The 25,125-nt window shown below is 59.9% G+C and carries 28 protein-coding genes; 8 read left to right on the forward strand and 20 right to left on the reverse strand.

Going from position 1 to position 25,125, the window contains the following annotated elements:
- Window positions 1-76: 76 nt before the first annotated feature.
- Both AB4N73_RS13850 and AB4N73_RS13855 read left to right on the forward strand, forming a co-directional pair.
- On the forward strand, window positions 77-1,267 hold the full coding sequence (locus AB4N73_RS13850; RefSeq protein WP_024013890.1) for an osmoprotectant NAGGN system M42 family peptidase: 1,191 nt from the start codon (window positions 77-79) through the stop codon (window positions 1,265-1,267).
- 169 nt (window positions 1,268-1,436) lie between these two features.
- Window positions 1,437-1,664 carry a YheU family protein gene (locus AB4N73_RS13855; RefSeq protein ID WP_003172962.1) on the forward strand — a complete coding sequence of 76 codons (228 nt, stop codon included), beginning with the start codon at window positions 1,437-1,439 and terminating at the stop codon, window positions 1,662-1,664.
- 5 nt (window positions 1,665-1,669) lie between these two features.
- Here AB4N73_RS13855 and csrA read toward each other — a convergent pair whose 3' ends face one another.
- The 3 genes from csrA to AB4N73_RS13870 form a co-directional block, all read right to left on the reverse strand.
- Window positions 1,670-1,855: a carbon storage regulator CsrA gene (csrA, locus tag AB4N73_RS13860; protein WP_024013891.1), complete on the reverse strand. Its 186-nt coding sequence runs from the start codon at window positions 1,853-1,855 to the stop codon at window positions 1,670-1,672.
- 133 nt (window positions 1,856-1,988) lie between these two features.
- Complete coding sequence (locus AB4N73_RS13865; RefSeq protein WP_016770946.1) at window positions 1,989-2,321, reverse strand: YnfA family protein; 333 nt, start codon at window positions 2,319-2,321, stop codon at window positions 1,989-1,991.
- Window positions 2,322-2,384: 63 nt separating this feature from the next.
- Entirely contained in the window at window positions 2,385-3,200 is an 816-nt protein-coding gene (locus AB4N73_RS13870; protein ID WP_041478247.1) for an SDR family oxidoreductase, read from the reverse strand.
- A gap of 331 nt (window positions 3,201-3,531) precedes the next feature.
- Here AB4N73_RS13870 and AB4N73_RS13875 point away from each other — a divergent pair, with 331 nt between their 5' ends.
- Window positions 3,532-3,684 carry a DUF3309 family protein gene (locus AB4N73_RS13875; RefSeq protein WP_003183939.1) on the forward strand — a complete coding sequence of 51 codons (153 nt, stop codon included), beginning with the start codon at window positions 3,532-3,534 and terminating at the stop codon, window positions 3,682-3,684.
- Window positions 3,685-3,755: 71 nt separating this feature from the next.
- On the opposite strand, the gene AB4N73_RS13880 is transcribed toward AB4N73_RS13875, so the two are convergent.
- From AB4N73_RS13880 to AB4N73_RS13925, 10 genes are all read right to left on the reverse strand, one after another.
- Window positions 3,756-5,849, reverse strand: coding sequence for an LTA synthase family protein (locus tag AB4N73_RS13880; RefSeq protein WP_460142201.1), 2,094 nt, complete (start codon window positions 5,847-5,849; stop codon window positions 3,756-3,758).
- A gap of 313 nt (window positions 5,850-6,162) precedes the next feature.
- Window positions 6,163-6,768, reverse strand: coding sequence for an START domain-containing protein (locus AB4N73_RS13885; protein WP_071173184.1), 606 nt, complete (start codon window positions 6,766-6,768; stop codon window positions 6,163-6,165).
- A 40-nt stretch (window positions 6,769-6,808) separates the two neighbouring features.
- A complete protein-coding gene (locus AB4N73_RS13890; protein ID WP_016770949.1) occupies window positions 6,809-7,063 on the reverse strand; it encodes a YkgJ family cysteine cluster protein in 255 nt (84 codons plus the stop codon).
- A 163-nt stretch (window positions 7,064-7,226) separates the two neighbouring features.
- Window positions 7,227-7,700 (reverse strand): translation initiation factor 2, encoded by a 474-nt coding sequence (locus AB4N73_RS13895; protein WP_076563781.1) that lies wholly within the window; start codon window positions 7,698-7,700, stop codon window positions 7,227-7,229.
- Window positions 7,701-7,778: 78 nt separating this feature from the next.
- Window positions 7,779-9,218, reverse strand: a complete 1,440-nt coding sequence (locus AB4N73_RS13900; protein ID WP_041478242.1) for an aminotransferase-like domain-containing protein — start codon at window positions 9,216-9,218, stop codon at window positions 7,779-7,781.
- Between the two features lie 201 nt (window positions 9,219-9,419).
- Complete coding sequence (locus tag AB4N73_RS13905) at window positions 9,420-10,232, reverse strand: OmpA family protein (RefSeq protein ID WP_056788304.1); 813 nt, start codon at window positions 10,230-10,232, stop codon at window positions 9,420-9,422.
- The gene (locus AB4N73_RS13910; protein WP_460142202.1) at window positions 10,229-10,591 is read right to left on the reverse strand and encodes a DUF4398 domain-containing protein; all 363 of its coding nucleotides are present in this window, start codon (window positions 10,589-10,591) and stop codon (window positions 10,229-10,231) included. Before AB4N73_RS13910 ends, AB4N73_RS13905 begins: the two co-directional genes overlap by 4 nt.
- A 9-nt stretch (window positions 10,592-10,600) precedes the next feature.
- A complete protein-coding gene (locus tag AB4N73_RS13915) occupies window positions 10,601-11,422 on the reverse strand; it encodes a substrate-binding periplasmic protein (RefSeq protein ID WP_460142203.1) in 822 nt (273 codons plus the stop codon).
- 82 nt (window positions 11,423-11,504) lie between these two features.
- The gene (locus AB4N73_RS13920) at window positions 11,505-12,434 is read right to left on the reverse strand and encodes an electron transfer flavoprotein subunit alpha/FixB family protein (protein ID WP_016770954.1); all 930 of its coding nucleotides are present in this window, start codon (window positions 12,432-12,434) and stop codon (window positions 11,505-11,507) included.
- Entirely contained in the window at window positions 12,435-13,184 is a 750-nt protein-coding gene (locus tag AB4N73_RS13925) for an electron transfer flavoprotein subunit beta/FixA family protein (protein ID WP_007908338.1), read from the reverse strand.
- A gap of 550 nt (window positions 13,185-13,734) precedes the next feature.
- Between AB4N73_RS13925 and AB4N73_RS13930 the strand changes: the two genes are divergently transcribed.
- The gene (locus AB4N73_RS13930; RefSeq protein ID WP_016770955.1) at window positions 13,735-15,399 is read left to right on the forward strand and encodes an electron transfer flavoprotein-ubiquinone oxidoreductase; all 1,665 of its coding nucleotides are present in this window, start codon (window positions 13,735-13,737) and stop codon (window positions 15,397-15,399) included.
- A 183-nt stretch (window positions 15,400-15,582) separates the two neighbouring features.
- Here AB4N73_RS13930 and AB4N73_RS13935 read toward each other — a convergent pair whose 3' ends face one another.
- The gene (locus AB4N73_RS13935; RefSeq protein ID WP_016770956.1) at window positions 15,583-16,473 is read right to left on the reverse strand and encodes an AraC family transcriptional regulator; all 891 of its coding nucleotides are present in this window, start codon (window positions 16,471-16,473) and stop codon (window positions 15,583-15,585) included.
- A gap of 190 nt (window positions 16,474-16,663) precedes the next feature.
- Here AB4N73_RS13935 and AB4N73_RS13940 point away from each other — a divergent pair, with 190 nt between their 5' ends.
- Complete coding sequence (locus tag AB4N73_RS13940) at window positions 16,664-17,716, forward strand: NAD(P)-dependent alcohol dehydrogenase (RefSeq protein WP_071173192.1); 1,053 nt, start codon at window positions 16,664-16,666, stop codon at window positions 17,714-17,716.
- Between the two features lie 9 nt (window positions 17,717-17,725).
- Here the strand turns inward: AB4N73_RS13940 and AB4N73_RS13945 are convergent, their stop codons facing one another.
- From AB4N73_RS13945 to AB4N73_RS13970, 6 genes are all read right to left on the reverse strand, one after another.
- A complete protein-coding gene (locus AB4N73_RS13945; RefSeq protein WP_256809741.1) occupies window positions 17,726-18,529 on the reverse strand; it encodes an IclR family transcriptional regulator in 804 nt (267 codons plus the stop codon).
- A gap of 62 nt (window positions 18,530-18,591) precedes the next feature.
- Window positions 18,592-19,902 carry an MFS transporter gene (locus AB4N73_RS13950; RefSeq protein ID WP_056788291.1) on the reverse strand — a complete coding sequence of 437 codons (1,311 nt, stop codon included), beginning with the start codon at window positions 19,900-19,902 and terminating at the stop codon, window positions 18,592-18,594.
- A gap of 177 nt (window positions 19,903-20,079) precedes the next feature.
- The gene (gene dgoD / locus AB4N73_RS13955; protein ID WP_016770960.1) at window positions 20,080-21,228 is read right to left on the reverse strand and encodes a galactonate dehydratase; all 1,149 of its coding nucleotides are present in this window, start codon (window positions 21,226-21,228) and stop codon (window positions 20,080-20,082) included.
- A gap of 60 nt (window positions 21,229-21,288) precedes the next feature.
- The gene (locus AB4N73_RS13960; RefSeq protein WP_460142204.1) at window positions 21,289-21,909 is read right to left on the reverse strand and encodes a 2-dehydro-3-deoxy-6-phosphogalactonate aldolase; all 621 of its coding nucleotides are present in this window, start codon (window positions 21,907-21,909) and stop codon (window positions 21,289-21,291) included.
- A 19-nt stretch (window positions 21,910-21,928) separates the two neighbouring features.
- Window positions 21,929-22,918, reverse strand: a complete 990-nt coding sequence (locus tag AB4N73_RS13965; RefSeq protein WP_041479409.1) for a 2-dehydro-3-deoxygalactonokinase — start codon at window positions 22,916-22,918, stop codon at window positions 21,929-21,931.
- A 178-nt stretch (window positions 22,919-23,096) separates the two neighbouring features.
- Window positions 23,097-23,579, reverse strand: a complete 483-nt coding sequence (locus tag AB4N73_RS13970; protein ID WP_423522588.1) for a GNAT family N-acetyltransferase — start codon at window positions 23,577-23,579, stop codon at window positions 23,097-23,099.
- A 386-nt stretch (window positions 23,580-23,965) separates the two neighbouring features.
- On the opposite strand from AB4N73_RS13970, the gene AB4N73_RS13975 reads away from it, so the two are divergent.
- The 3 genes from AB4N73_RS13975 to AB4N73_RS13985 all read left to right on the forward strand — a co-directional run bounded on the left by AB4N73_RS13975 (window position 23,966) and on the right by AB4N73_RS13985 (window position 25,094).
- On the forward strand, window positions 23,966-24,310 hold the full coding sequence (locus AB4N73_RS13975; RefSeq protein WP_041479419.1) for a hypothetical protein: 345 nt from the start codon (window positions 23,966-23,968) through the stop codon (window positions 24,308-24,310).
- Window positions 24,311-24,354: 44 nt separating this feature from the next.
- Window positions 24,355-24,609, forward strand: coding sequence for a hypothetical protein (locus AB4N73_RS13980; protein WP_041479421.1), 255 nt, complete (start codon window positions 24,355-24,357; stop codon window positions 24,607-24,609).
- A gap of 104 nt (window positions 24,610-24,713) precedes the next feature.
- On the forward strand, window positions 24,714-25,094 hold the full coding sequence (locus AB4N73_RS13985) for a Rho termination factor N-terminal domain-containing protein (protein ID WP_460142205.1): 381 nt from the start codon (window positions 24,714-24,716) through the stop codon (window positions 25,092-25,094).
- Window positions 25,095-25,125 lie beyond the last annotated feature (31 nt).

Raw genomic sequence — 25,125 nt, forward strand, 5'->3', positions numbered from 1 at the left:
GGACCGATCAGGCGCCACAAATCTTTCTCTCATCGAAACCATCGGTGTGCTCAACCCATCAGGAGTTTCCATGACCATGACCACACAAATCCCTGAACCGGATCTGGCTTACCTGCAGAAAGTCCTGCTGGAAATGCTCGCCATTCCCAGCCCTACCGGTTTCACCGACACCATCGTGCGCTATGTCGCCGAGCGTCTCGAAGAACTGGGCATTCCGTTTGAAATGACCCGGCGCGGGACCATCCGCGCGACGTTGAAGGGCAAAAAGAGCAGCCCTGACCGCGCGGTGTCTGCGCACCTGGACACCATCGGCGCTGCTGTGCGTGCGGTGAAAGACAACGGTCGCCTGACCCTCGCCCCGGTCGGCTGCTGGTCGAGCCGCTTTGCCGAGGGTAGCCGGGTCAGCCTGTTTACCGACACCGGGGTGATTCGCGGCAGCGTGTTGCCGCTGATGGCGTCCGGGCACGCCTTCAACACCCAGGTCGATGAAATGCCGATCAGTTGGGACCATGTCGAGCTGCGTCTGGACGCCTACTGCACGACCAAGGCCGATTGCGAGTCGCTGGGCATTCATGTCGGCGACGTGGTGGCCTTCGACCCGCTGCCCGAGTTCACCGAAAGCGGTCATATCAGCGCCCGCCACCTCGACGACAAGGCCGGCGTTGCCGCACTGCTCGCCGCGCTCAAGGCGATTGTCGACAGTGGCCAGGAACTGAACATCGATTGCCATCCACTGTTCACCATCACCGAGGAAACCGGCAGCGGTGCAGCGGCGGCATTGCCGTGGGACGTCAGCGAATTTGTCGGCATCGACATCGCACCCGTCGCCCCCGGCCAACACTCCAGCGAACACGCGGTGAGCGTGGCGATGCAGGACTCCGGCGGGCCGTATGACTATCACCTGTCGCGGCATCTGTTGCGTCTGGCCGATGAACACGAATTGCCGGTGCGCCGTGACATGTTCCGCTATTACTTCAGCGATGCGCACTCGGCGGTCACCGCCGGCCACGACATTCGTACTGCCCTGCTCGCTTTCGGCTGCGATGCCACCCACGGCTACGAGCGTACGCACATCGACAGCCTGGCGGCGCTCAGCCGACTGCTTGGCGCGTACATTCTGAGTCCGCCGGTCTTTGCCAGCGATGCGGCGCCGGCCAATGCCTCACTGGATCGCTTCAGCCATCAGATCGAGCATGACACGCAGATGGAAAGCGAAACCCGGGTGCCGCCGGTGGACAGTCTGGTGGGGCAGCGTTCTGACAGTTGAGCCTTCGGTGAATAGATAACCGCTTTCGCGAGCAGGCTCGCTCCCACAGGGATCGCATTTCAAAGGTGGGAGCGAGCCTGCTCGCGAATGGGTCGGCAAGACCGATACAGAACTGGCAGACAAAACCCAATCCCCGTAGCATCCCGACATTGATTTGACCGAGGTGCCCATGCTCATTCCCCACGACGCGCTTGAAGTCGACACCCTCACCCGCCTGATCGAGGATTTCGTCACCCGCGACGGTACCGACAACGGCGATGACACCCCGCTGGAAACCCGCGTCCTGCGCGTGCGTCAGGCACTGACCAAAGGCCAGGCATTGATCGTGTTCGATCCGGAAAGCGAACAGTGCCAGCTGATGCTCAAGCACGACGTACCCAAGCATCTGTTCGACTGAAGCCGTCAGCCAGCCTTCGCCGCAGCCTCCTTGCGCTTGATCCGGTCATAGACCTCGGCGCGGTGTACATGGACCTTTTTCGGCGCCTCGACGCCGAAGCGCACGCTGGAGCCGTTGACCGACAGAACACGCAGGGTGATGTCGTCTCCGATTGAAATCAACTCACCGACCACACGGCTGAGTACAAGCATGGGATTCATCCTTCAGGACTGGCAAACCCTGAAGATGCGCGGCTTACAGCGTCTTCACAATCCACGACGAGCAAATCAGTCTTGCCCTACAGGCGCCCACGCCCACGGCTGTCAGACACTTCGCACAAAAGCCTCAGGCAGCGGAAAAGCGCGGCCCGAACAGAATGATGCTGGCACCGACCACGCACAGGGCCATGCCAATCCAGTCCGAGCCCAGCGGACGCACCCGCTCGACCACCGCCAGCCAGCCAATCGAAGCAACGATGTAGATCCCGCCATACGCGGCATAGGCGCGCCCGGCGTAGGCCGCTTCAACACGGGTCAGCAATAGCGCGAACAGGGTCAGGCTGAGCAACGCGGGAATCACCCACAACGCACTCTTGCCCTGACGCAGCCACATGTAGAAGGCAAAACAGCCGGCGATTTCAAACAGCGCCGCAAGGAAGAACCACAAGTAATTGAGCATGGAGGCGTCTCGACAGGGTGACCGTGGCGGCCACCCTAACGACGCGGCGGGAATCGAACAAGATCAAGCGTTGTTTTGTTTGGCCTTGGCGCGCATTTTCTCGGCCATGGAAGTCATTTCGTTGTAGAGCAGTTGCGGATTCTTCTGTTTGAGCGCCCAGGCCATGCGCCCTTGTTCGTGGGGCAGAATCAAGAATTCGCCGGCGGCGACTTGCTGATAGATGTAGTCAGCGATGTCGGCTGCGCTGATCGGCGAACTTTCCAGCAACTTGCCGACCTGGGCTTTCATGGCCGGGGTCGGGCCACGGAAAGAATCGAGCAAGTTGGTCTGGAAGAACGACGGGCAAACCACATGCACCGCCACTTCCTGCTGCGCCAGTTCGATCAGCAGACTCTCCGACAACGCCACTACGCCGGCCTTGGCCACGTTGTAGTTACTCATTGCCGGGCCTTGCATCAACGCGGCCATGGAGGCGATGTTGATGATCTTGCCCTTGCTCTCTTCCAGCAGCGGCAGGAACGCCTTGCAGCCTTTGACCACGCCCATCAGGTTGATCGCGATCTGCCAGTCCCAGTCTTCCAGCGACAATTCGCTGAAAAACCCGCCCGAGGCGACGCCGGCATTGTTGACGATGATGTCGATGCCGCCGAGCTTCTCTTCGCAGGCCTGGGCGAAGGCCGTGAGCTGACTGTAATCGCGCACGTCACAGCGCTGGATGAAGCCGTCACCGCCCGCCTCGCGCACCAGCTTCAGGGTTTCCTGCAGGCCGGGCTCACTGACATCGGACAAGGCCAGCCGCCAGCCTTCACGGGCCCAGCGCAGCGCGATTTCGCGACCCAGGCCTGAGCCTGCACCAGTGATCATCATGCGATTTTGCATAGCGGACAGCCTTGTTGTTCCGGGAGAGATGCGCCGAGTGTAGCGAAGGAACTTCGTTCGCCCACGCTCCATCCAGTTGCTGAATGGAGGATCAAAAGATTCCAGCCGTCATTGTTTTCCGGTTGGTCTCATGCAGGAGCTGACGAGTGCAACGAGGCTGCGATCTTTTTGCTGGAAAGGAAATAACCGAGCAATCCAAATACATTAAAAAAACATTGAATTTTTTTTCATCGGCGCAAGTCGGAACATGTAAGCCGGCTGGAATTTAGTTGCTCTCCAGCTGCCCACTGAGCATCAAGACTCTTCCAGACTCTGAACAAGGAAATCACCCATGGGCACAATTCTAATCATCATCCTGATCCTGTTGCTGATCGGTGGTCTGCCGGTCTTCCCGCACTCAAGAAGTTGGGGTTATGGCCCGTCGGGCATTATCGGCGTGGTGTTGGTCGTGCTGCTGGTGCTGTTGTTACTCGGCAAGATATGACGATTTGAAGCGGTAAAAAAAGAGGCCCTTGTTCAGGGCCTCTTTTTTATTGCGTGGACTTTAAGAAGTGATCAGTCCGGCTTGCCATGAATAACACCGGCGGTGTTATCGAGCAGGCTCTTGGTCGCGGTTTGCAGGAACGCCTCAAGTTTGAGTTTGAGTTCGGCAGTGCGCGGCGCGTCCGGCACTACTTCGGCGTGCGGGTTGGCGCCGAGCTGGTATTGCCAGATTTTCGGGCCCATGTCCTTGTCACGCGGCAGCACCAGAATCTGGTCGGCGGTGACGATGGCGGTGGTCTGTTCGCTGCCCGATGGCTTGATCACACCGAAACCGGTATCGCCCTGCGGCAGGTTGAGCAGGTCACGGCCCCAGCACTGGTGACGCACTTCGCCACCGAGACGGCCCATGATGGTCGGCACGATGTCGATCTGCGTGCCCACGGTGTGGTCGCGGGTACCGAACTTCTGCTGAATGCCCGGGGCAATCATCAGCATCGGCACGTTGAAGCGGCCCAGGTCCATTTCAGTGATCTGGCGCTCGTTGCCGAAGCCATGGTCGCCGACGATGACGAACAGGGTTTCGTTGAAGTACTTCTCTTTGCGCGCCTTCTCGAAGAACTGGCCGAGCGCCCAATCGGAGTAGCGCATGGCGGTCAGGTGTTCGTTGAGGCTGCCACGGTCAGTCACGCGCTCGACCGGCAATGGCGTCGGCAAGGCGTACGGCGTGTGGTTGGACAGGGTTTGCAGCAGCGCGTAGAACGGCTTGCCGTTTTCCCGCGCCTTCAGTTCTTGCAGGCCACGATCGAACATGTCCTGGTCGGACACGCCCCAGGTCGGATCGGAGAACACCGGGTTGACGAAGTCATTGCGGCCAACGAAGTTGGTCATGCCCTGGTTGCTGAAGAAGCCCGACTGGTTATCCCAGGCGAAGTCGCCGTTGTAGACGTAGACGTCGTCATAGTCGCGGGCGCTGAGCAACTGCGGCAGACCGGACAGTTTGTGGCTGCCTTCCGGGGTCTGCATCAGGTATTCGAAACCTGGCAGGTTGGGGAAGCAGGCCATTGTCGCGAACATGCCCTGGTGGGTGTGGGTGCCGTTGGAGAAGAAACGGTCGAACAGCAGACCTTCCTTCGACAGCTGGTCCAGGTACGGGGTGATATTGCCCGGCGCGCCCAAAGCACCGACCGAGTGACCGGCCATGCTTTCCATCAGGATCACCACGACGTTCTTGATCGGCAGGGTCTTGTCGGCCGGCGGCATGTAGTCGCGGCGAACAGCGGCGATGTCGGCATCGACCAGTTTGTCGTCCGGCATCAACAGCATGTCGCGCACCACTTGCTGCGCCTGTTCCTGCGGCAGGGTGGCTTTCCAGATGTTGTCGCGGTCTTCGCCCATGCGCGCCTTGGCTGCGGCGACCAGCGACAGCGTGCCGTTGAGGCCGAGCTGGTTGGCGAAGTTGGAATCGGTGGTGTAGACGTCACCCCAGCGCATCGGCGGGCCTTGACGCAGGGTGCCGCGAGCGGCGACCACGCAGATCAGCAGGCAGACCACGAATACCGCCAGGCGGGTGTACCACGGCGCAACCTGACGGGAGCTGACGCTGCCGCCGCTGAACGGTCCGCGCGGGCGGGTGGCGCGGTCGGCACCTTTGAACGCCAGGGTCAGAATGACCGTGCCGATTACCCACGCCAGCACGTAGCGCACCACCGGGAAACCGTACCAGAGCATGCTCATTACGGTTTTCGGGTCTTCCTTCACGTACTGGAACACCAGACCATTGAGGCGCTGGTGAAACTCGCGGTAGAAGTCCATTTCCATCAGGCCGAGGAACAGCGCGATGCTCGAGGCGACGGTCAGCCACAGACGGAAGAAACCGCGCGCGGCCATGGCCCGGGCACTGAACAGCGCCAGCACCAGCGGAATGCACAGGTAGACCACCAGGCGCAGGTCGAAACGCAGACCGTTGACGAACGCTTCAAGGAAGGTCGCGGCCGGGGTGTCGAGGATCATCTCGCGGTTGTAGACCAGCAGCGCGAGGCGCAGCGCGGAAAACATCACCATCATGACCAGCGCGCACAGCAGCGTGTAGGCCAGATGCGATTTGACGGTCGGTTGCAGCAGACGAGCAGAAGATCGCTGCTGACTCAGGGCGTCCGGGTTTGCCATGTCGTTTTAGGACCCATTGGAAGTTGAAGTTGCAAAAATACAGCGGCGCCATGCCCTCTATTGGTCAATCCAGACCCCGGGGCGTGCGCGGTGCGCAAATGTTGCACGATCGTTCACACCATTGCCATTGATTACTGCCCAGCCCTTCGAGACTTTCATTCGAAGGCTGGCAACGCAATGGCAGTCAACAAGTGCGGGCGAATTGTCTTGGAGACTTTGTGAAAATTTCGTGCAACGCATATCTGGAAATACAATTTAGAGACGAAACAAAACGCCCCGAAGCGATCGGGGCGTTTTGCTTACAGCCAATTGATTATTTCTCGGCGCGTTCTTTCAGCGCTTTCAGGGTATTGAATGGCGCATCCACCACAAACTTGTTGGCGACCATGGCCGGCACGCTACCGCCCGGCTCGGTGTGCACCTGGTAAGTCACTTCAACCTGATCGCCTTTAGGCACGAACTTCCAGAAGCCTTTGACTTGCTGGACCCGCACGAAGCCTTTTTCTTCCGGCAGATAGGTCGGCACGCCCTCAAGATTACGGGTCAGGCTGCCATCGGCGCCCTCAACAGTGGTGATTTTCAACACCGAATCACGCGGGGTCACCGGCCACGGCGTATTGAATTGCGAATAGGTCCAGCTCAGATCGCCTTCGTGCTTGAGCAGTTTCTGGCTCTTGCATTCGTGAATCCACGCGCAGGCGCCGGAGACGTCTTCCTGCAAGGCGCGCAGTTTGGCAACGGTTGTTTTCATCAGCGCAACGCCTTGGTAGGACTTGTAATCCGAACCGGGTATTTCGCTCAGGGAAACCTTGATGCCGTCTTCGTTCTTGGCAACTTTCCAGTCTTCCGCGTGGACGACCGAGGTGGCAAGTACGGCAGTCAGACCACACAACACAGCGATACGGTGCAGCGAACCCATAGTTTTATTCCTTATTGTTGAAGTTCCGTTGGTGAACACATCACGCCGCCGTCATCTGCTCCCACCAGCCGATCAATCTGATCGCTTCTTCTGAACTGCTGCCGCAAACCTCGACATCCGCAGCGAAACCCGAGCACACAGCCGGACGTTCCGGACGGCCGAAAATGCTGCACAGGTTATCGACCGACAGTTGCACGCAACGTTCGCCGGCGGGTTTGCCATCGGGCATGCCGGGGATCGGCGAACTGATGGAGGGGGCAATGCAGCAAGCGCCACAGCCTTCACGGCATTTCATGACGAATAGATCCTCGCGACGGGCGATGTGTAAAGAGACGGGGAACAGAGTAACCGCTAAAACAGCTGTTTCAAATTGCTGCAAGCGGCTTTTCAACGATAAGTAAAAGTGACCGGGCAGTCTCCGACGAAGCGTCTGCTCTGCGCGTCGCAGAGGCCTGCATCTATTGCTTGAATTCGAAATCCAGCGCCGCGCCTTCCACATCGCGTCGCGCTTCGTTGCGCAATTGCAACTCCATTTCATTGCTGAGCAAGCGGCCGTTGAGCTGGAAGCCGTTATCTTTTTCGCCAAACATCTGCGGCAGGATCGCCTCGCGTTTGGGCAGTTCTACGGTGCCCTGTGGCTTCAGGTCTTCAACCATATCCTTGGGCAGGCTGAGATCGAGTTTTGCCGGCGGCAATTTGGTCTTGGCCACTTCGCTCGCGGATTTCGACTTCGAGGCAACCGGGCGGCGCTTCTTCACCGTGGCGTTTGTTTTGGCCTGGGCTTTTTTTGCCGGAGCCACGGTTTTGACGGCTTTCTTCGTCGTACTGGTCGCTGCCGGTTTTTCCTGGGCTGCGGCCGCCATGACACCCGGTGCCTGACCGATCATCAACAAACCCAGCAATACCCACGCGGCAGGAACAATGGCTTTCATGGACCCAACGAACTAACGGCAGAGGGCCACATGCTCGCTTGTTGTGCGTCACATGACAAGCCTCAGCGCCCTCCCCGTTCAGAATCCGCCAGCCATTTCCTGACACAGTTGGGTGGCCAACAGACCCAACGTCATCAGCGCGCGCTCCGCCTCGCGGTTCCACGGAATGCCGCAATTGAGCCGGATACAGTGGTTGAACTGCTCGGTGTTGCTGAAGATCAGCCCCGGCGCGATGCTGATGCCTTGTTGCAGTGCGCGGACATGTAATTCCTGGGTGTTGACCCGCCCCGGCAAGCTCACCCAAAGGATGAAACCGCCCGTTGGCCGGGACATCTGCGTGCCTTCAGGGAAATGCTGTTGAACCGCCAGCTGGAACGCGCTGAGGTTTTTCCGGTACTCCTGGCGGATGTAGCGTAAATGCCGGTCATAACCGCCGTTTTCCAGATACGCGGCAATCGCCATCTGCGTGACGCTGCACGCCGAATGGGTGCTGAAGGTTTGCAGGCGCTGGATTTCCTGTTGGTATTTGCCGGCGATCATCCAGCCGATACGCACACCTGGCGACAAGGTTTTGGAGAAGCTCGAGCAGTAGATCACCCGATCCAGCCTGTCGTAAGCCTTCAGCGCCTTGGTACGGCCCTGCTCGAACATCAGTTCGCCGTAGATATCGTCTTCGACAATCTGAATGTCGAAATCCGAGGCCAGACGCAACAACTGTTTCTGCCGCTCTTCCGGCATGGTTCCGCCGAGGGGATTGCTCAGGCGCGTGGTCAGCACCAGCGCCTTGATCGACCACTGGTTGGCGGCCAGTTGCAAGGCTTCCAGGCTCATGCCGGTGGCGGGGTCGCTGGGGATTTCGATGACCTTCAGGCCAAGCAGATCGGCCAGTTGCAGCAGGCCGTAATAGGTCGGTGATTCGGCAGCGATCAGATCCCCCGGCCGGGTCAGCACACGCAATGACATCTGCAAGGCGTCGACACAGCCGTGGGTAATCACCACTTCCGACGGATCGACCACCACGCCGGCGTCACGCATGCGGATCGCGACTTGCCGACGCAGCGGTTCGAAGCCGGGGCTGAACATGTAGCTGAACGCCCGTGGACTGTGAAACCGGGTGACCTTGGCCAGTTGCTGATGCAGCGCGCGCACCGGTAAATAATCGACACTCGGCACCGCAGCGCCCAGCGGAAACACGCCTTCGCGGCGGGATTCGACCAATACCTGCTGAATGATGCTGCTGCGCGTCACCAGCCCCGGCCGTTCGACCCGGGCAATATCCGGCGTCGGCGCGGTCAGCGCTGGGGTCTGGTGTACGTAGTAACCCGACTGCGGTCGGGCGCGGATCAGGCCCTGATCTTCAAGGTTGGCGTAAGCCTGCAACACCGTCGCATGGCTGACGTTGAGCTGCGAACTCATCTTGCGCACCGAAGGCACGCGCTCCCCCGGTTGATAGACACCACGGCGGATGTCTTCGGCCAGTTGCTGAGCAATACGTTGGTAGAGCAAGAGATTGGTCATGACGCAGCACTCGATTTCACGGGCGTTTTATTCTTGTGTGAAACAATACCGGAACAGTTTAGAAGTGTACTGGGACAGTTGCCAGATTACTCGACCGTACAGTGGGGTGTCTGCCCCATCTGTACGGTTTTGCGCAGCAATCGACAGACATAAAAAAGCCCGGCACTGCATGACAGTCCGGGCTTTCCAGAGACGCAGCCCTCAGCGGGCGGCGCCGAGCTGGCCTTTTTCGTCGGAGAACACGATTTCCACCCGGCGGTTCTGCGCCCTGCCGCGCTCGGAGGCGTTGGCGTCAACCGGGAACTGGTCGCCATAACCTTCGACCTGAATGCGTTTTTCATCGATGCCCAGATCGACCAGCACGTCAGCTACCGACTGCGCACGATCGCGGGACAGTTTGAGGTTTTCCTGTTTGCCACCGGTGCTGTCGGTGTAGCCCTCGATGCGCACCACGCGCTTGGGGTTGAGTTGCAGGAACTGGACGATCTTCAGCACGACACGGTTGGCCGAGTTTTTCAGTTCCGCCTGGCCGGTGTCGAACAACACGTCGCCGAGGGTCATGACCAGCCCCCGGTCGGTCTGTGTGGTGGCCAGCGCCTCGATCTGTTCCTCCAGCCACTTGCCCTGCTGCTGCACACTGAGCAGCTTCGACTCGCGCAGAGCCAGTTGCAGACGCTGACGCTCAAGCTCGAGCTTGGCTGCGCGTTCCTCGTTGAGCGCCTGGTTGGTGTGCTCGCGGGCGATTTCGCTGTAGCGCTGGCTCAAGTAGGCGTAATGCACCACGTCGGCACCGCTGCCCCAATAGGTCGACAGCCGATCGGCACGGGCCAGGGATTCGCCGGCGCGGATCACGTCTTTCGGCGCAATGCGCAGGACGTTGGAATCTTCCTTGACCTTCTGGAAATCAGCGCCGGCCTGTTGCAGCGCCGCCTCGCTGTGCTGACCAGCGCAGCCGTACAGGCTGGCGCAACCGGCGAGGAGCAGAATGCCGAGAGCATTGGACTTGAGGCTCATTGTGCTTCCCCCAGTTGCAGCTGCTTGCGCAGGCGGGCAATGCGGGTATTGAGCACATTCAGCTGTTCTTCACTTTTTTTCGTCAGCACCTTGGCCTCGGCCAGACGTGCATCCAGTTCCGCCTGCTCGGCACGCATGCGCGCGTTGCGATAGGACTCGTCGGCCATGCTGCCTTTGGCGCGGTTGTACTTGGTTTCGGCCAGTTGCATTTCCGGCACTTCGTCAGCGGTGGCGCCGACTGCCTTGGCCTGCACGATGGCTTGTTCGGTCAAACGCATTTGTTCACTGGGTGCCGGATCGGATGCGCACCCGGCCAGGGCCAGAACGGCTACAGCCGCGAAAAGAGGTCGAATACTCACTAAAAATCCCTACTGTTTTGGGGCACTGACAGGTTGTGGCGGCTGTTGCTGTTGCGCCTTCCAGCGCTCGATGTTGCGTTGCAGCGCGGCTTCCGTCAGTCCGGACGCGGGCAATTCTGTCATCTTTTTGGCGAGCTGTCCGCGCAACCACGGATCGTTGCAGGCCGAGTTATGCGAAACCGCGAGGAACAGACCCGGCCGGTCGATGGGTTGTTCGAACGCCAACAGATCGCTGGTCATGCCCAATGTCTGCGCGGCGGCCAGGCCTGAGTAACGTCCGGCGAGGACATATTCCACCTCGCCCAACAGCAGTTTCTGTAATGCCTCGGTAAGGTTTGCTGTGCGGGTCAGGGTCAGATTCTGTTCGGCGAAAGTGCCGAATGCCTGGGTCATCCGCGACTTTTCCGACACCGCCCCGGCATGGCCTTTAAGGTCGCTGGCCTCGGCATAGGTCAGCGTCGAGCCTTTGCGCGTCCACACCAGGTAGTCGTTTTCCAGCAGTGGCGGATGAATGAAGTCGAAGTTTTCCAGCTCATTCACGGTCAACGGCGCGTCGGCCAGCATGTCCATGCGCCCGCTGCGCACTTCATCGAGGGCCTGCGAGCGTTTGCCGGCGTAGAGCAGGTCAACTTTGATGCCCAGATCCTTGGCCACTTGCTGCAACAGATCGGCACTGGCGCCGATCAGGCGCTTGGGGTTTTGCGGGTCCTGCCACAGATAGGGCGGCGCATCCGGGCTGCCGGTGACAACCAGGCGCTCGCACTTGCCAGCGGCCGTGGCCAGACCTGGCAACAGCACCCATCCCAACAACCATCCGCAGCGCAGATCCATGGCAAAACGCTCCCCAGTCAAATCCAAGACAAAAAAAAAGCCCGACCAACAGGCCGGGCTCTTTATAAGTGAAGACGCCGGATTAGACCAGCTTCTCCAGCTCAGGTACTGCTTCGAACAGATCCGCCACGAGGCCGTAATCGGCCACCTGGAAGATCGGCGCTTCTTCGTCCTTGTTGATCGCAACGATCACTTTGGAGTCTTTCATACCGGCCAAGTGCTGGATCGCGCCGGAGATACCGACGGCGATGTACAGCTGTGGCGCAACGATCTTGCCGGTCTGACCGACCTGCATGTCGTTCGGTACGAAACCTGCGTCGACCGCAGCGCGCGAAGCGCCAACAGCAGCGCCAAGCTTGTCGGCCAGCGCGTACAGGTGTTTGAAGTTGTCACCGTTCTGCATGCCGCGGCCGCCAGAGACGACGATCTTGGCAGCGGTCAGCTCAGGACGATCGGACTTGGCCAGCTCTTCGCTGACGAAGCTCGAAGTACCGGCGTCGTGCGCAGCGCCAACAGCTTCAACGGCAGCCGAACCACCTTCAGCAGCAACCGGATCGAAACCGGTGGCACGCACGGTGATCACTTTGATCGCGGCGGTCGATTGCACGGTGGCGATGGCGTTACCGGCGTAGATCGGACGCTTGAAAGTGTCAGCACTTTCTACCGAGATGATCTCGGAGATCTGGTCAACGTCCAGCGCAGCAGCAACGCGCGGCAGGATGTTTTTGCCGTTGGAGGTCGCGGCAGCCAGGATGTGGCTGTAGCCAGCGCCCAGCTCTGCAACCAGCGGTGCAACGTTTTCCGGCAGCTGATGCGCGTAAGCGGCGTTGTCAGCATTCAGGACTTTGCTCACGCCAGCGATTTTCGCTGCGGCTTCGGCCACCGGGCCTGCGCCCTGACCTGCTACCAGAACGTGGATGTCGCCGCCGATTTTTGCCGCAGCAGCCACGGTGTTCAGTGTGGCCGGGGCCAGCACTTTGTTGTCGTGTTCAGCAATAACCAAGATAGTCATTTAGATTACCTTCGCTTCGTTCTTGAGTTTTTCAACCAGTTCAGCCACCGACTTGACCTTGATGCCCGCGCTGCGTGCAGCCGGCGCTTCGACTTTCAGTGTCTTGTTGGTGGAGGCGGTGGAAACGCCCAAAGCGTCCGGAGTCAGCACTTCGAGAGGCTTCTTCTTGGCTTTCATGATGTTTGGCAGGGACGCATAGCGCGGCTCGTTCAAACGCAGGTCGGTGGTGACGATGGCCGGCAGTTTCAGCGAAACGGTCTGCGCGCCGCCGTCGATTTCGCGAGTCACGGCAACGCTGTCGCCGGAGACTTCGACTTTCGAAGCGAAGGTGCCCTGACCGTAGCCGCTCAGTGCCGCGAGCATCTGGCCGGTCTGGTTGTTGTCGCTGTCGATCGCCTGTTTGCCAAGGATCACCAGCTGAGGCTGCTCCTTGTCGACAACGGCCTTGAGCAGCTTGGCCACGGCCAGCGAGGTCAGGTCTTCAGCGGATTCGACGAGGATGGCGCGGTCGGCACCCAGAGCCAGTGCGGTACGCAGCTGCTCCTGAGCGGTGGTCGGGCCGATCGAGACGACGACGATTTCAGTCGCAACGCCCTTCTCTTTCAGGCGTACGGCTTCTTCCACGGCGATTTCGCAGAACGGGTTCATCGACATCTTGACGTTGGCGAGGTCGACGCCGGAATTGTCCGCCTTGACGCGGACCTTGACGTTGTAATCCACAACGCGTTTGACAGCTACAAGAACCTTCATGGATTCCTCGTTACTCTCCGGTGAAAAGAAAGTCGCCTAGGCGAACCTGGCGGATGATGCTCATCGGGCGACAAGGGCACCTCTAAAAACGCCGGCTTGAATGTGAGGTGATTCACTCCGCGAAGAGCGGTGACCGTTCGTCAGGGGTGACTGTCGGGTCATTCATTCTCACGCTGTGTAAACTGCGCGCCGGACTTGCGCTGCGCATCACCGTCTACTGCCTGTGCCCTGTCTTTAGAGGTGCTCTTGAAACCGCCAGTCTGCCTACGGCGAGCGCAAAACCGCCCGTATCTTGACCGGAACGCCCATTCTGGTCAATACGCCAAAATGCCCTGTCATAAGCCGCGCTTCTTTGATTTATCAGGGCTGGAGGCGATTCAAACAAACGTTTGTATTGGACGCTAGGAGTGGTGTAGATATAATGCGCCGCCTAGAGAGAAAGGTGGATTCGCCAATATTCCCTTTGACGTTAACGTAAAGGCAATACGGATGCGAGATCAAACCTCCATATTAGAAAAAAAACTGTTGAGCCTTGAGTAGGAGATAGCCTGTGGAACGCGAATACATGGAATTCGACGTCGTCATCGTCGGTGCCGGCCCCGCTGGTCTGTCCGCCGCCTGCCGCTTGAAGCAGAAGGCCGCTGACGCCGGTAAGGAAATCAGCGTCTGCGTGGTCGAAAAAGGCTCCGAAGTCGGCGCACACATCCTCTCCGGTGCGGTGTTCGAACCCCGCGCCCTGAACGAACTGTTCCCGGACTGGAAAGAACTCGGCGCACCGCTGAACACGCCAGTCACGCGCGATGACATTTTCGTACTGAAAAACGCCGACAGCGCGCAGAAGATTCCCGACTTCTTTGTGCCCAAGACCATGCACAACGAAGGCAACTACATTATCTCCCTGGGCAACCTGTGCCGCTGGCTGGCTCAGCAGGCCGAGAATCTGGGTGTGGAAATCTACCCGGGCTTCGCCGCTCAGGAAGCGCTGATCGATGAAAACGGCGTAGTGCGCGGGATCATCACCGGTGATCTGGGCGTCGACCGTGAAGGCAACCCGAAAGAAGGCCTGTACACCCCTGGCATGGAACTGCGTGGCAAATACACGCTGTTCGCCGAAGGCTGCCGTGGCCACATCGGCAAGCAACTGATCAAGCGCTACAACCTCGACAGCGATGCCGACGTGCAGCATTACGGCATTGGTCTGAAAGAGATCTGGGAAATCGACCCGGCCAAGCATCAGCCGGGCCTCGTGGTGCACACCGCCGGTTGGCCGCTGGACATCATGGGCACCGAGAACACCGGCGGCTCGTTCCTCTATCACCTGGAAAACAATCAGGTGGTGGTCGGTCTGATCGTCGACCTGTCCTACAGCAACACTTACCTGTCGCCGTTCGATGAGTTCCAGCGCCTCAAGCATCACCCGGTGCTCAAGCAATATCTGGAAGGCGGCAAGCGCGTCAGCTACGGCGCCCGCGCCATCGCCAAGGGCGGCCTGAACTCGCTGCCGAAAATGGTCTTCAAGGGCGGCGCGCTGATCGGTTGCGACCTCGGCACCCTGAACTTCGCCAAGATCAAAGGCAGCCACACCGCGATGAAGTCCGGCATGCTCGCGGCGGAATCGGTGGCCGATGCGTTGTTCGCCGAGCAGGATTGCACCGTCGAACTGACCACTTACGTCGACGCATTCAAGAACAGCTGGCTGCATGAAGAACTGTTCGCCAGCCGTAACTTCGGCCCGGCGATCCACAAGTACGGCGCGATCATCGGCGGTGGTTTCAACTGGCTGGACCAGAACATCTTCGGCGGCAAACTGCCGTTCACCCTGCGCGACACCAAGCCGGATTACGCCTGCCTCAAGCTCGCGGCCGACTGCAAGAAGATCGACTATCCGAAACCCGACGGCAAACTGAGTTTCGACAAACTCAGCTCGGTGTTCATCTCCGGTACCAACCACGAAGAAGAGCAGCCATGCCACTTGAAGCTGACTGATCCGAGCATCCCGATCAGCAAAAACCTGCCGTTGTACGACGAACCGGCGCAGCGTTACTGCCCGGCCGGCGTATACGAAGTGATCACCAAGGAAGACGGCGAGAAGCGCTTCCAGATCAACGCCCAGAACTGCGTGCACTGCAAGACCTGTGACATCAAGGACCCTGCGCAGAACATCACATGGGTGGCACCGGAAGGTGCCGGCGGCCCGACTTACCCGAACATGTAAGTCGAAACGCTGAACAACAAGGCTCCCGAAATGGGGGCCTTTTTGTTGCCCAAAATTCCCCTGACACCACAAAACAACTGTGGGAGCGAGCCTGCTTGCGAAAGCGGTGTGTCATATGAAGATGATGTCGACTGATCCAGCGCCTTCGCGAGCAGGCTCGCTCCCACAGGGAATATCGGCGGATCAGGCAGCGCGCTCATCCCCCGGGCTGCGTTCGAAGTAACGCTTGTACTCGCGACTGAACTGCGACGTGCTCTGATACCCCACCCGATGCGCCACCTGCGCGACACCCAGCCCCTCCGCCACCAGCAGCGTCTGCGCCTTCAACAAGCGCAAACGCTTGAGATACTGCACTGGCGACAACAGTGTGCTGCGTTTGAAATGCTCATGAAACGTCGACACGCTCATGTTCGCGCAACCAGCCAGTGTCTCGACATTGAGCGGCTCGGTGTAATGCGCATGCAGATGGCTGATCGACGCCGCCACCCGGGCGAATTGCCCTTGTTGCTCGACCAACGCACGCAATACATCCGCCTGCGGCCCGCGCAACGCAACGAACAACAACTCGCGGACCCGCGCCGGGCCGAGAATCTGGCATTCCAGCGGATCGTGCAGACAGCTGAGCAGCCGTTCGACACAACCGCGCATGCCATCGTCAAGCACCACCGAGGTCATCGACTCCGGCGTCTGCGCCGGAATATGCCGACCCGGCGCCAGCCCCATGGCCAGCACCAATTCGCCGAGCAGGACGCGATCAATCGCCACCGACACACCGAGCAATGGCGCATCGGGCAAGGCAAAAGTTTCACATTCGAACGGCACCGGCAGCGCCTGGATCAGGTAATGCCCGGCGCCATATTCCATGGTCCGTGGGCCGAGGAACGCCAGTTTGCTGCCCTGGGCGATGATCATCAGGCTCGGCTCGTAAATGTGCGGGCCACGGGCGACGTCGCAACTGGCGCGCAGGATCTGCACACCGGGCAGGCCGGTCTGGCTGTAGCCATCGCGCAGCGCCAGCGGTTCGATCAGCGAAACCAGCCGGGCATTGGCATCAAGATGACGGGTCAACTGCATCGAATAGGTCTTCGTAAAATTCACGGAAAAGTGGATGAAAACATCATCGCAGATCCGCTGACCAATGCGATCGCCGAAACCCGCATGCCGGAGGATTAGGCATGAGACCCGGAGAAATCGTCATGGCCGCACCCGCGTCTGACGGCCAGAATTCACCGCCTCACTTGTCACTGTTTTTGCGAGGTCACCCATGTACACCGCCATCGGCTATGCCGCCCAATCGGCCACCACTCCCCTCGCCCCGATGAAATTCGAACGCCGCAGCCCGCGCGCCGACGACGTGGCGATCGAAATTCTCTACTGCGGCGTCTGCCATTCCGACATCCATCAGGCACGCAACGAATGGGGCATCGCCGTTTATCCGCTGATGCCTGGCCATGAGATCGTCGGAAAAGTCACCGCAGTCGGTGCGAATGTCACCCGTCACAAGGTAGGCGATCTGGTTGGCGTAGGCTGCATGGTCGACTCCTGCCGCAGCTGCGAAGCCTGTCAGGCGAACCTCGAGCAATATTGCCTCGAAGGCCCGACCATGACCTACGCCACCCCGGATCGGGTCGATGGCAGCAACACCATGGGCGGTTATTCGGACAGCATCGTGGTCAGCGAACACTTCGTTGTGCGCATCCCCGAGAAACTCGCACTGGCCAGCGCCGCACCGATTCTCTGCGCCGGCATCACCACCTACTCGCCGCTCAAGCACTACGGCGTCAAGGCCGGTGACAAGGTCGGCATTCTCGGCATGGGTGGCCTCGGCCACATGGGCATCAAGTTCGCCAAGGCCATGGGCGCGGAAGTCACGCTGTTCACCCGCTCGGCGAGCAAGGCTGAAGAAGGTCGCCGTCAGGGCGCCGATCACGTCATCGTCTCCACCGATGCCGAGCAGATGAAGGCCGCTGCCGGCTACTTCGACTTCCTGCTCGATACCATTCCGGTGCAACACGATTTGAACCCGTACCTCGATACCTTGCGTTTCGATGGTGTGCACATTCTGGTCGGCCTGATCGAGCCGGTGAACCCGCCCGTCCACGCCGGCAAACTGGTGATGAGCCGTCGCGTACTGGCCGGCTCCTTGATCGGTGGTATCGCCGAAACCCAGGAAGTGCTGGATTTCTGCGCCGAGCACAACATCACCTGCGACATCGAAATGCTCGACATCCGCAATATCAATGAAGCCTATGCGCGGATGATTGCCGGTGATGTGAAGTACCGCTTCGTCATCGACATGGCGACGCTGAAGGCCTAAACCTTAGGGCTATACCTTCAAACCAAGCTCCGCCGACAGCCGGGTTGTGACCCCTTTGAGCAGGGGGATCAACTCGGCCATTTTTTCCAGCGGCATGTACGGCACGGTGCTGGCGATACTGATCGCGGCGACTATGCCCTTGCTCGCATCACGAATCGGCGCCGCCACACAGCGGATCGACGGTTCGTTGTCTTCCAGATCGAACGCGTAGCCACCGGCAACGTATTCGGCCATGCGCTGCTCAAGCTGTTCCCACGACTGCTGTGGATGCTGCGGCCAGAACTGACTTTTGCCACCCGCCGGCAGGCTGATGTCGTACAGCCGCCGCCAATCCTGCGGCGAATCGTCGAGCATCAAGGCCTTGCCAATCCCGGTGCGTACCAGCGGCATGCGATGGCCAACCCGCGAGCGCATTTCCGGGCCGTTTCGCCCGGGGTTCTTCAATAGATACAGCACTTCGTCGCCTTCGCGGATTCCGAGGTGCACGGTATCGCCGGTCAGCGCCGAGAGCTCGTCCAGATACGGCCCGGCCAGGGTCACCAGTGGCAACTCTTCGCGGGCCTGGAAGCCCAGTTCGATCAGTTTCGGCCCGAGCAGATAACCGATTTGCGGCACCACGCGCAGATAACGCTCGTCGACCAGACAGCTGGCCAGACGGTGGGTGGTGCTGCGCGTGGTACCGATCAGCCGGGCGATCTCCTTGAGATCACGCGCGCCACTGGCCACCGCCTGCACCACACCGAGGCCGCGCAGCAGCGTCTGGGTGCCGGTGGGCGCGGCGTCCTTGGTTTTTTCCGGGGCGTCTTCCTGCATATCCAGCCTTTTTACCGTTGAGCGAAGGAACGGGCGGCATTATGGTCGCCCGACGCAGAGCACTACAACTCGATACGCTCGACCTTGCCCACCAGCAGCACGTAGGACAAGGCACCGACCAGCGCGAGCACGGCGATGTAGGTGATCGCCGGCGCGAACGAATCGCCGCTGGCAAGGAAGCCGATCACGATCGGCGTAGCGATCGCCGAAAGATTGCCGATGAAGTTGAACACGCCACCGGTCAGACCGAGCAACCGCGCCGGTGCCAGTGTTGACACCAGCGACCAGGTGATCGACGCCAGCCCGTTGCCGAAAAATGCCAGGGCGAGGAAGGCAATCACCAGCGGCGTCGACTCGACAAAGTTGGCACCGATGATTGAAGTCGAAATCAGCAGCCCGCCAATGATCGGCAACTTGCGCGCGAAGCCCACGGTGTAGCCACGACGGATCAGGAAGTCGGAAAAGAATCCCGAGCACAGAACACCGACGAACGCAGCGAGAAACGGCAGCGATGCAAGCAGGCCAGACTTGATGAAGTCCATGCCGCGATATTTCACCAGATAGGTCGGAAACCAGGTGAGGAAAAACCACAGCGTCGAGTTCAGACAGAACTGGCCGAGGTAGATACCCCACAACTTGCGTTTGCTGAGGACGATGCCGAGATCGGTCCAGCTGAATTTGGCTTTTACCTTGGCCGCCTCGGCCTGAATATCCACCAGCCCGCCGCCTTCGCGGATCAGGTCGATTTCCGCCTGATTGGTGCCTTTGAAATCGCGCGGCTCGCGATACACCGCGTACCAGATCAGCGCCCAGAGAATGCCCACCGCGCCGGTGGCGACGAACACCATGTGCCAGCCGAATTCATGTTGCAGCCACGCCAGCACCGGGGTCAGGAAAGCCAGACCGACAAACTGTCCGGAAGTGTAGAAACCGATCGCCGTGGCGCGCTCGCGCTCGGGAAACCAGGTCGTAACCACGCGACTGTTGATCGGATAGGCCGGCGCTTCCAGCGCACCGACGGCCATGCGCAGCACGAACAGGGCGATGAAGCTGCTGACGAAACCGAGCATCACCGTGGCCAGCGACCACAGCAGCAGCGCGACACTGTAAAGGATGCGCGGCGGCACGCGATCGACCAGCCAGCCGCCGGGGATCTGCATGGCAGCGTAAGTCCAGCCGAAGGCGGAGAAGATCAGACCGACGTGAACCGGATCGATGCCCAGCTCACTGGTCAGCGCCGGCGCGGCAATCGACAGGTTGCTGCGGTCGAGGTAGTTGATGACCACGGTGATGAACAGCAACACCATGATGAAAAACCGCTTGCGGCTAGGCGTGACTAAAGACGCCTGCCCGGAGAGGGTATGCGTTTGCATGAGGAGAGCCTCTTTTTATGTTTGTTGAGGTCATGACGCAGATCTCCTCTCCCTGGAGATCAAACTGTGGGAGCGAGCCTGCTCGCGAAAGCGTCGGGTCAGTCACATGGATGGCGGATGTGACATTGCATTCGCGAGCAGGCTCGCTCCCACAGGGATCAGTGCTGAATCAGGAGATCACCACTCGGCAAAGCTGCCATCGGCATGACGCCAGATCGGGTTGCGCCAGCGATGGCCGACGGCGGCGCGTTCGATCACGTATTCCTCGTTGATCTCGATGCCCAGCCCCGGGCCGTTCGGAATCTTCACGAAACCCTGGTCGTAGTCGAACACGCGCGGATCCTTCACATAGTCGAGCAAGTCGTTGCTCTCGTTGTAATGGATGCCCAGGCTCTGCTCTTGGATAAACGCGTTGTAACAAGCCGCGTCGAGTTGCAAACAGGCAGCCAGCGCGATCGGTCCCAGCGGGCAATGGAGCGCCAGCGCGACGTCGTAGGCTTCGGCCATGTTGGCGATCTTGCGGGTTTCGGTGATGCCGCCAGCGTGGGAGGCATCCGGCTGGATAATGTCGACGTAGCCTTCGCTCAACACCCGTTTAAAGTCCCAGCGCGAGAACAGCCGCTCGCCGAGGGCAATCGGCGTGCTGGTCAGCGGCGCCAGTTCTTTCAATGCTTCGTAGTTTTCGCTGAGCACCGGTTCTTCGATGAACATCAGTTTGTACGGGTCGAGCTCCTTCATCAGCACCTTGGCCATCGGCTTGTGCACGCGGCCGTGGAAGTCGACGCCGATACCGACGTTCGGCCCGACCGCATCACGCACGGCGGCAACGTTGGCCAGGGCGAGGTCGACTTTCTCGAAAGTGTCGAGGAACTGCAGTTCTTCGGTGCCGTTCATTTTCACCGCAGTGAAACCACGGCTCACTGCTTCTTTCGCCGCACGCGCGGTGTCGGCCGGACGGTCGCCGCCGATCCACGAATACACACGAATCTTGTCGCGCACCTGGCCACCGAGCAGATCGCTGACCGACACGCCGAGGGCCTTGCCCTTGATGTCCCACAGCGCTTGGTCGATACCGGCCAGCGCGCTCATGTGAATCGCGCCGCCACGGTAGAAGCCACCGCGATAGAGCACGGTCCAGATGTCTTCGATATTGCGTGGGTCTTTGCCGATCAGGTAGTCGGACAATTCTTCCACCGCAGCAGCTACGGTATGCGCGCGCCCTTCGACCACAGGCTCGCCCCAACCGGTCACGCCCTCGTCGGTTTCGACCTTGAGGAAGCACCAGCGCGGCGGAACGATGAAGGTCGTGAGTTTGGTGATTTTCATCTCTGCTCTCTTTTGTAAATGCAGCTTTTATTAGATGCAGCGCACACAGCGCCAAAATTCTTAACGCAGGGCTTTCCAGGCAGTCACGTAGGCCTTGGCATTGACCGCCACCTGCTCGGGCGTCATGCCCGGTTTGAACAGACCGGAACCGAGGCCGAAACCTTTCACACCGGCATCGATAAAGGCCTGCATGTTGTCCGGTGTGATCCCGCCGACCGGCGCCAGCACCGTGCCGGCTGGCAACACCGCCAGCCAGGCCTTGACGACCGCCGGGTTCATTTGTTCGGCCGGAAACAGCTTGAGAATGTCCGCGCCCTCAGCCAGTGCGGCGAAGGCTTCGGTCGGCGTGGCCACACCCGGCGACAGGAACAGCCCCGCCGCTTTCGCCGCGCGCAATACCTTGGCATCGCTGTGCGGCATGACGATCACTTGTCCGCCAGCAGCTTTGACCTGCTCGACCTGCTCGGGGGTGAGCACCGTGCCAGCACCGATCAGGCAATCGTCGGGCAGCGCATCACGCAGGATGCGGATACTTTCGTATGGCGATGGGGAATTGAGCGGTACTTCGATGACGCGAAATCCGGCGGAATACAGGACTTCTCCGACAGCCGCCGCTTCCTGCGGTTGCAGGCCACGCAGAATCGCGATCAGACCGTTTTGTGCTAGTGCTTGCTTGAGCATGTCAGGCCTCCAGTCAGGGTTAACGGGATGAGGAATCGATCAGTCCGGCGGCACGCGCCAGTTGCCACAGGCCACGCTCGGTCGCCTGCTCGGCCAGCGTTACCCGAGCAAAGCCGCAGGCATCGAGCGCGCGTTGATAGCGTGCGCACAGAAGCGCATTGCCGATGAGCACGATCGCTGGAAGATTCGCTTGATTGCGCCGGCGCCGCTGCACATTGGCGAGCGCGGCCAGCTCATGGCCGATCATCAGGCCGGACAGATAGTCCGCCTGAGCAGTCGGGCTCAATTCACCGGTCAGGCCGAGGGTGCGGGCGCTGAACAAGGTCGACAGCACACCGAGCTCGGCATCTGTCGACAGCGCGATTTGCACGCCGCGATCGAACGCCTGCGCATCGAAGGTCGCGCTCGGTTGTTGGGTACGGCCGAGAATGCTGTGCTCGCTGAGCACGGCAAACACTTCGCCGGTCATGAACGTGTCGAAATGGGTGATGCGGCCATCGACCACCTCCACCCACTTCGAGTGGCTGCCGGGCAGGCCGATCAGCAGATCATTACCCGCCTCGACCGGCAGACTTTGCAGCACGCCGAGGACTTGGGTTTCTTCGCCGCGCATTACATTCGGCAGACGCGAACGCTGGATCACGCCCGGGACGATATGCACCGGCGTACCGCGCAGACTGACAACGGTTTGTAGGGAATTTCCGAGATGGGCGACGTCCGCCGGCGTCTCGCAGTAAGGCGCTTCGCGCCAGCCCTGCGCACTGCCGACCATGCCGCAAGCGATCACCGGCAGATCCGGCTGCGCATCGAGCCAGTCACCGCAGGCCTCGTCGAAGGCCAGTTCAAAACCATCGGCGCATTCACGGCCGTGGATGATTCGCGGGGTCTTGGGCAACTGCATGATCCCGGACGACAGCGCACGCTGCTCCAGCACCACACCGTCGGCCGCGAGTTTGTAAGCACGTAATGAGGTCGTCCCCCAATCGAGCGCGATCAATTGCGCCTGCATCGCTTCACCTGTTTTGTTTTTGGCAGTGAGTGCGACGGACTATAAACCCGGGCGGGCTAAAATCTCAATATATAAATATCAATCCCATATTTTGGGATATAAACAAAAAAAGATCACAGCCTTCGGCAACTCCTACAGAGGTGAACAGGAGCTGCCGACGGCTGCGATCTTTCAGGCGTCAATTTCCTTCAGCAAACTCTCGCAACACCTTGCCATCCATGCGATACCGCACCCATTCCTCCTGCGGTTGTGCGCCGAGAGATTTGTAGAATTCGATGGCTGGGGTGTTCCATTCCAGCACGCTCCATTCGAAGCGGCCGCAGTCGTTGGCGCAGGCGATTTTCGCCAGGTGGCGCAGCAGGGTTTTGCCGGCGCCGCCACCACGTTGTTCGGGGGTGATGTAGAGGTCTTCGAGGTACAGGCAATTGCTGCCCAGCCACGTTGAATAACTGAAGAAGAACACCGCGAAGCCGATCGGCAAGCCGTCGCGCAGGCAGATCAGGCCGTGGGCGGTGGCGCCTTCGCCGAACAGGCTGCGTTCGATGTCAGCGACGCTGGCGATGACTTCGTGACGGGCCTTCTCGAAATCTGCCAGTTCGGTGATGAAGGTGAGGATTTGCGGCGCATCGCTGGGAGTCGCCGGGCGGATTTCGATCGTCATGAACGGGCCTTGTCTGCAAATTAAAGCGCCATACTAAGGCGCGCAGCGGCGCTCGTCACATGGCAAACATACTGACCTGCCCGATCGGGCGAACGCCGTTGCCCCTGTGGGAGCGAGCCTGCTCGCGAATGCGTCCTTCCAGTCAGCCTCGAGTCAACTGACAGAATGCCTTCGCGAGCAGGCTCGCTCCCACAGTTGATAGCGCACGTTCTGAAAGGATGCTTATGACCGTTAACTGTTTTGCACCGATGGAAACACTAAAGATCGGCATCGTCTGAACAGCAGACACGCGACCCCGGAGAAGACCGTTCGTCGATCATCAGGCACCAATCCTTCATCAGGGCTGACCAACCCAGTGTAAGGATTCCAATCACTGGAGAAGCCCTATGATCTCGTCAAGGTTGACCGCTTTAGTCTTCAGCGCCCTGCTTTGCCCTGCGGTATTCGCCGCCTCGTCCACGGCAGCGGGCACTGGCCCTACCGATCCGACCCCGCCACGCGCGCCCGCCATCAACAGTGCTCCCGGTATGAATACCGATGGTTCCGGCGTGCCGCTGATCAATCAGCCACCCGCCACCGGCACCGATCCGCGCACACAAGGCAGCGATCCGGGCCGTCAGGGTGGCATGAACACGCCTGACTCTCCTGCCACTCCGCCTGACAATGCCGGCCCCGGTGTCGGCTCGAAAACCACCACCGGTGGCTCCGGTTCCGAAGGTGCCGGTCAGTAGTTCGCCGACGCGAGCGCCCTATTCACTCCCATGAAGAGGTAACCATGAACGTCGACAAAGACCTGGAAAAAGAAGTTCTCACCCGCCTGCTGCACGCGCATCCCAACGGCTTGGGCAAGGAGGTGCTGGACAATTACCGGGGCGAGAAAGTCGTGGCCAGCGCCCTCGCCGCCCTGCAGGATCGCGGGCTGATTCACCATGGTCATGTGACCTGCAGCGAAGCCGGTGAGCACTCGCTGAACCTGCCGATCAAGCTCAGTTCAGCCGGGGTTGAAGCGGCGAAGAAACTCGATAGCTGACGCTGGTTGGGGCTGCGGATCTTCGACTTCGAACGGGTAATTCGTCTCGAGTGATTCGCAGCCTTCGGCGTAACGCAGCACATCCTGACGCAAGGAGAAATCCCATGCCTCGTGGAAGCAAAGACAAATACACCAGCGAACAGAAGCGCAAAGCCGAGCACATCGAAGACAGCTACGAGAAAAAGGGCGTGTCGAAAGATGAAGCTGAGGCGCGTGCCCGGGCGACGGTGAACAAGCACTCCGGCGGTGGCGAGAAGTCCGGCGGCTCAGGGCGCAAGAAGCCTGCAAGTGCCAAGTCGAAAGAGCGCAAAGAGTCATCCCGCCGCGCGGTGGCTAGCCGCAAGGGCCATTCACGCGATAGCGAGACTTCGAAGGATACGCAGACTGTCGATAGCTTGATGAAGGAAGCCCGAGCGAAGAATATTCCGGGACGCTCTTCGATGCGCAAGCAGGAGTTGATTGAGGCGTTGCGCAAGGCAGGTTAAGTCTGATGGCCTCATCGCTGGCAAGCCAGCT

The sequence above is a fragment of the Pseudomonas sp. S3_B08 genome (assembly GCF_054667725.1).

What these genes read in the sequence shown, in the direction of transcription:
- AB4N73_RS13885 (WP_071173184.1), bottom strand. Translation starts at nt 6,768, where the DNA reads ATGGGTTCGCTGCACCGTATCGCTGTGTTGTGTGGTCTGACTGCCGTA.
- csrA (WP_024013891.1), bottom strand. Translation starts at nt 1,855, where the DNA reads ATGCTTGTACTCAGCCGTGTGGTCGGTGAGTTGATTTCAATCGGAGAC.
- AB4N73_RS13890 (WP_016770949.1), bottom strand. Translation starts at nt 7,063, where the DNA reads ATGAAATGCCGTGAAGGCTGTGGCGCTTGCTGCATTGCCCCCTCCATC.
- AB4N73_RS13875 (WP_003183939.1), top strand. Translation starts at nt 3,532, where the DNA reads ATGGGCACAATTCTAATCATCATCCTGATCCTGTTGCTGATCGGTGGT.
- AB4N73_RS13865 (WP_016770946.1), bottom strand. Translation starts at nt 2,321, where the DNA reads ATGCTCAATTACTTGTGGTTCTTCCTTGCGGCGCTGTTTGAAATCGCC.
- AB4N73_RS13850 (WP_024013890.1), top strand. Translation starts at nt 77, where the DNA reads ATGACCACACAAATCCCTGAACCGGATCTGGCTTACCTGCAGAAAGTC.
- AB4N73_RS13975 (WP_041479419.1), top strand. Translation starts at nt 23,966, where the DNA reads ATGATCTCGTCAAGGTTGACCGCTTTAGTCTTCAGCGCCCTGCTTTGC.
- AB4N73_RS13925 (WP_007908338.1), bottom strand. Translation starts at nt 13,184, where the DNA reads ATGAAGGTTCTTGTAGCTGTCAAACGCGTTGTGGATTACAACGTCAAG.
- AB4N73_RS13965 (WP_041479409.1), bottom strand. Translation starts at nt 22,918, where the DNA reads ATGCAGGCGCAATTGATCGCGCTCGATTGGGGGACGACCTCATTACGT.
- AB4N73_RS13935 (WP_016770956.1), bottom strand. Translation starts at nt 16,473, where the DNA reads ATGCAGTTGACCCGTCATCTTGATGCCAATGCCCGGCTGGTTTCGCTG.
- AB4N73_RS13870 (WP_041478247.1), bottom strand. Translation starts at nt 3,200, where the DNA reads ATGCAAAATCGCATGATGATCACTGGTGCAGGCTCAGGCCTGGGTCGC.
- dgoD (WP_016770960.1), bottom strand. Translation starts at nt 21,228, where the DNA reads ATGAAAATCACCAAACTCACGACCTTCATCGTTCCGCCGCGCTGGTGC.
- AB4N73_RS13920 (WP_016770954.1), bottom strand. Translation starts at nt 12,434, where the DNA reads ATGACTATCTTGGTTATTGCTGAACACGACAACAAAGTGCTGGCCCCG.
- AB4N73_RS13880 (WP_460142201.1), bottom strand. Translation starts at nt 5,849, where the DNA reads ATGGCAAACCCGGACGCCCTGAGTCAGCAGCGATCTTCTGCTCGTCTG.
- AB4N73_RS13905 (WP_056788304.1), bottom strand. Translation starts at nt 10,232, where the DNA reads ATGAGCCTCAAGTCCAATGCTCTCGGCATTCTGCTCCTCGCCGGTTGC.
- AB4N73_RS13895 (WP_076563781.1), bottom strand. Translation starts at nt 7,700, where the DNA reads ATGAAAGCCATTGTTCCTGCCGCGTGGGTATTGCTGGGTTTGTTGATG.
- AB4N73_RS13940 (WP_071173192.1), top strand. Translation starts at nt 16,664, where the DNA reads ATGTACACCGCCATCGGCTATGCCGCCCAATCGGCCACCACTCCCCTC.
- AB4N73_RS13985 (WP_460142205.1), top strand. Translation starts at nt 24,714, where the DNA reads ATGCCTCGTGGAAGCAAAGACAAATACACCAGCGAACAGAAGCGCAAA.
- AB4N73_RS13960 (WP_460142204.1), bottom strand. Translation starts at nt 21,909, where the DNA reads ATGCTCAAGCAAGCACTAGCACAAAACGGTCTGATCGCGATTCTGCGT.
- AB4N73_RS13980 (WP_041479421.1), top strand. Translation starts at nt 24,355, where the DNA reads ATGAACGTCGACAAAGACCTGGAAAAAGAAGTTCTCACCCGCCTGCTG.
- AB4N73_RS13945 (WP_256809741.1), bottom strand. Translation starts at nt 18,529, where the DNA reads ATGCAGGAAGACGCCCCGGAAAAAACCAAGGACGCCGCGCCCACCGGC.
- AB4N73_RS13915 (WP_460142203.1), bottom strand. Translation starts at nt 11,422, where the DNA reads ATGGATCTGCGCTGCGGATGGTTGTTGGGATGGGTGCTGTTGCCAGGT.
- AB4N73_RS13855 (WP_003172962.1), top strand. Translation starts at nt 1,437, where the DNA reads ATGCTCATTCCCCACGACGCGCTTGAAGTCGACACCCTCACCCGCCTG.
- AB4N73_RS13970 (WP_423522588.1), bottom strand. Translation starts at nt 23,579, where the DNA reads ATGACGATCGAAATCCGCCCGGCGACTCCCAGCGATGCGCCGCAAATC.
- AB4N73_RS13950 (WP_056788291.1), bottom strand. Translation starts at nt 19,902, where the DNA reads ATGCAAACGCATACCCTCTCCGGGCAGGCGTCTTTAGTCACGCCTAGC.
- AB4N73_RS13900 (WP_041478242.1), bottom strand. Translation starts at nt 9,218, where the DNA reads ATGACCAATCTCTTGCTCTACCAACGTATTGCTCAGCAACTGGCCGAA.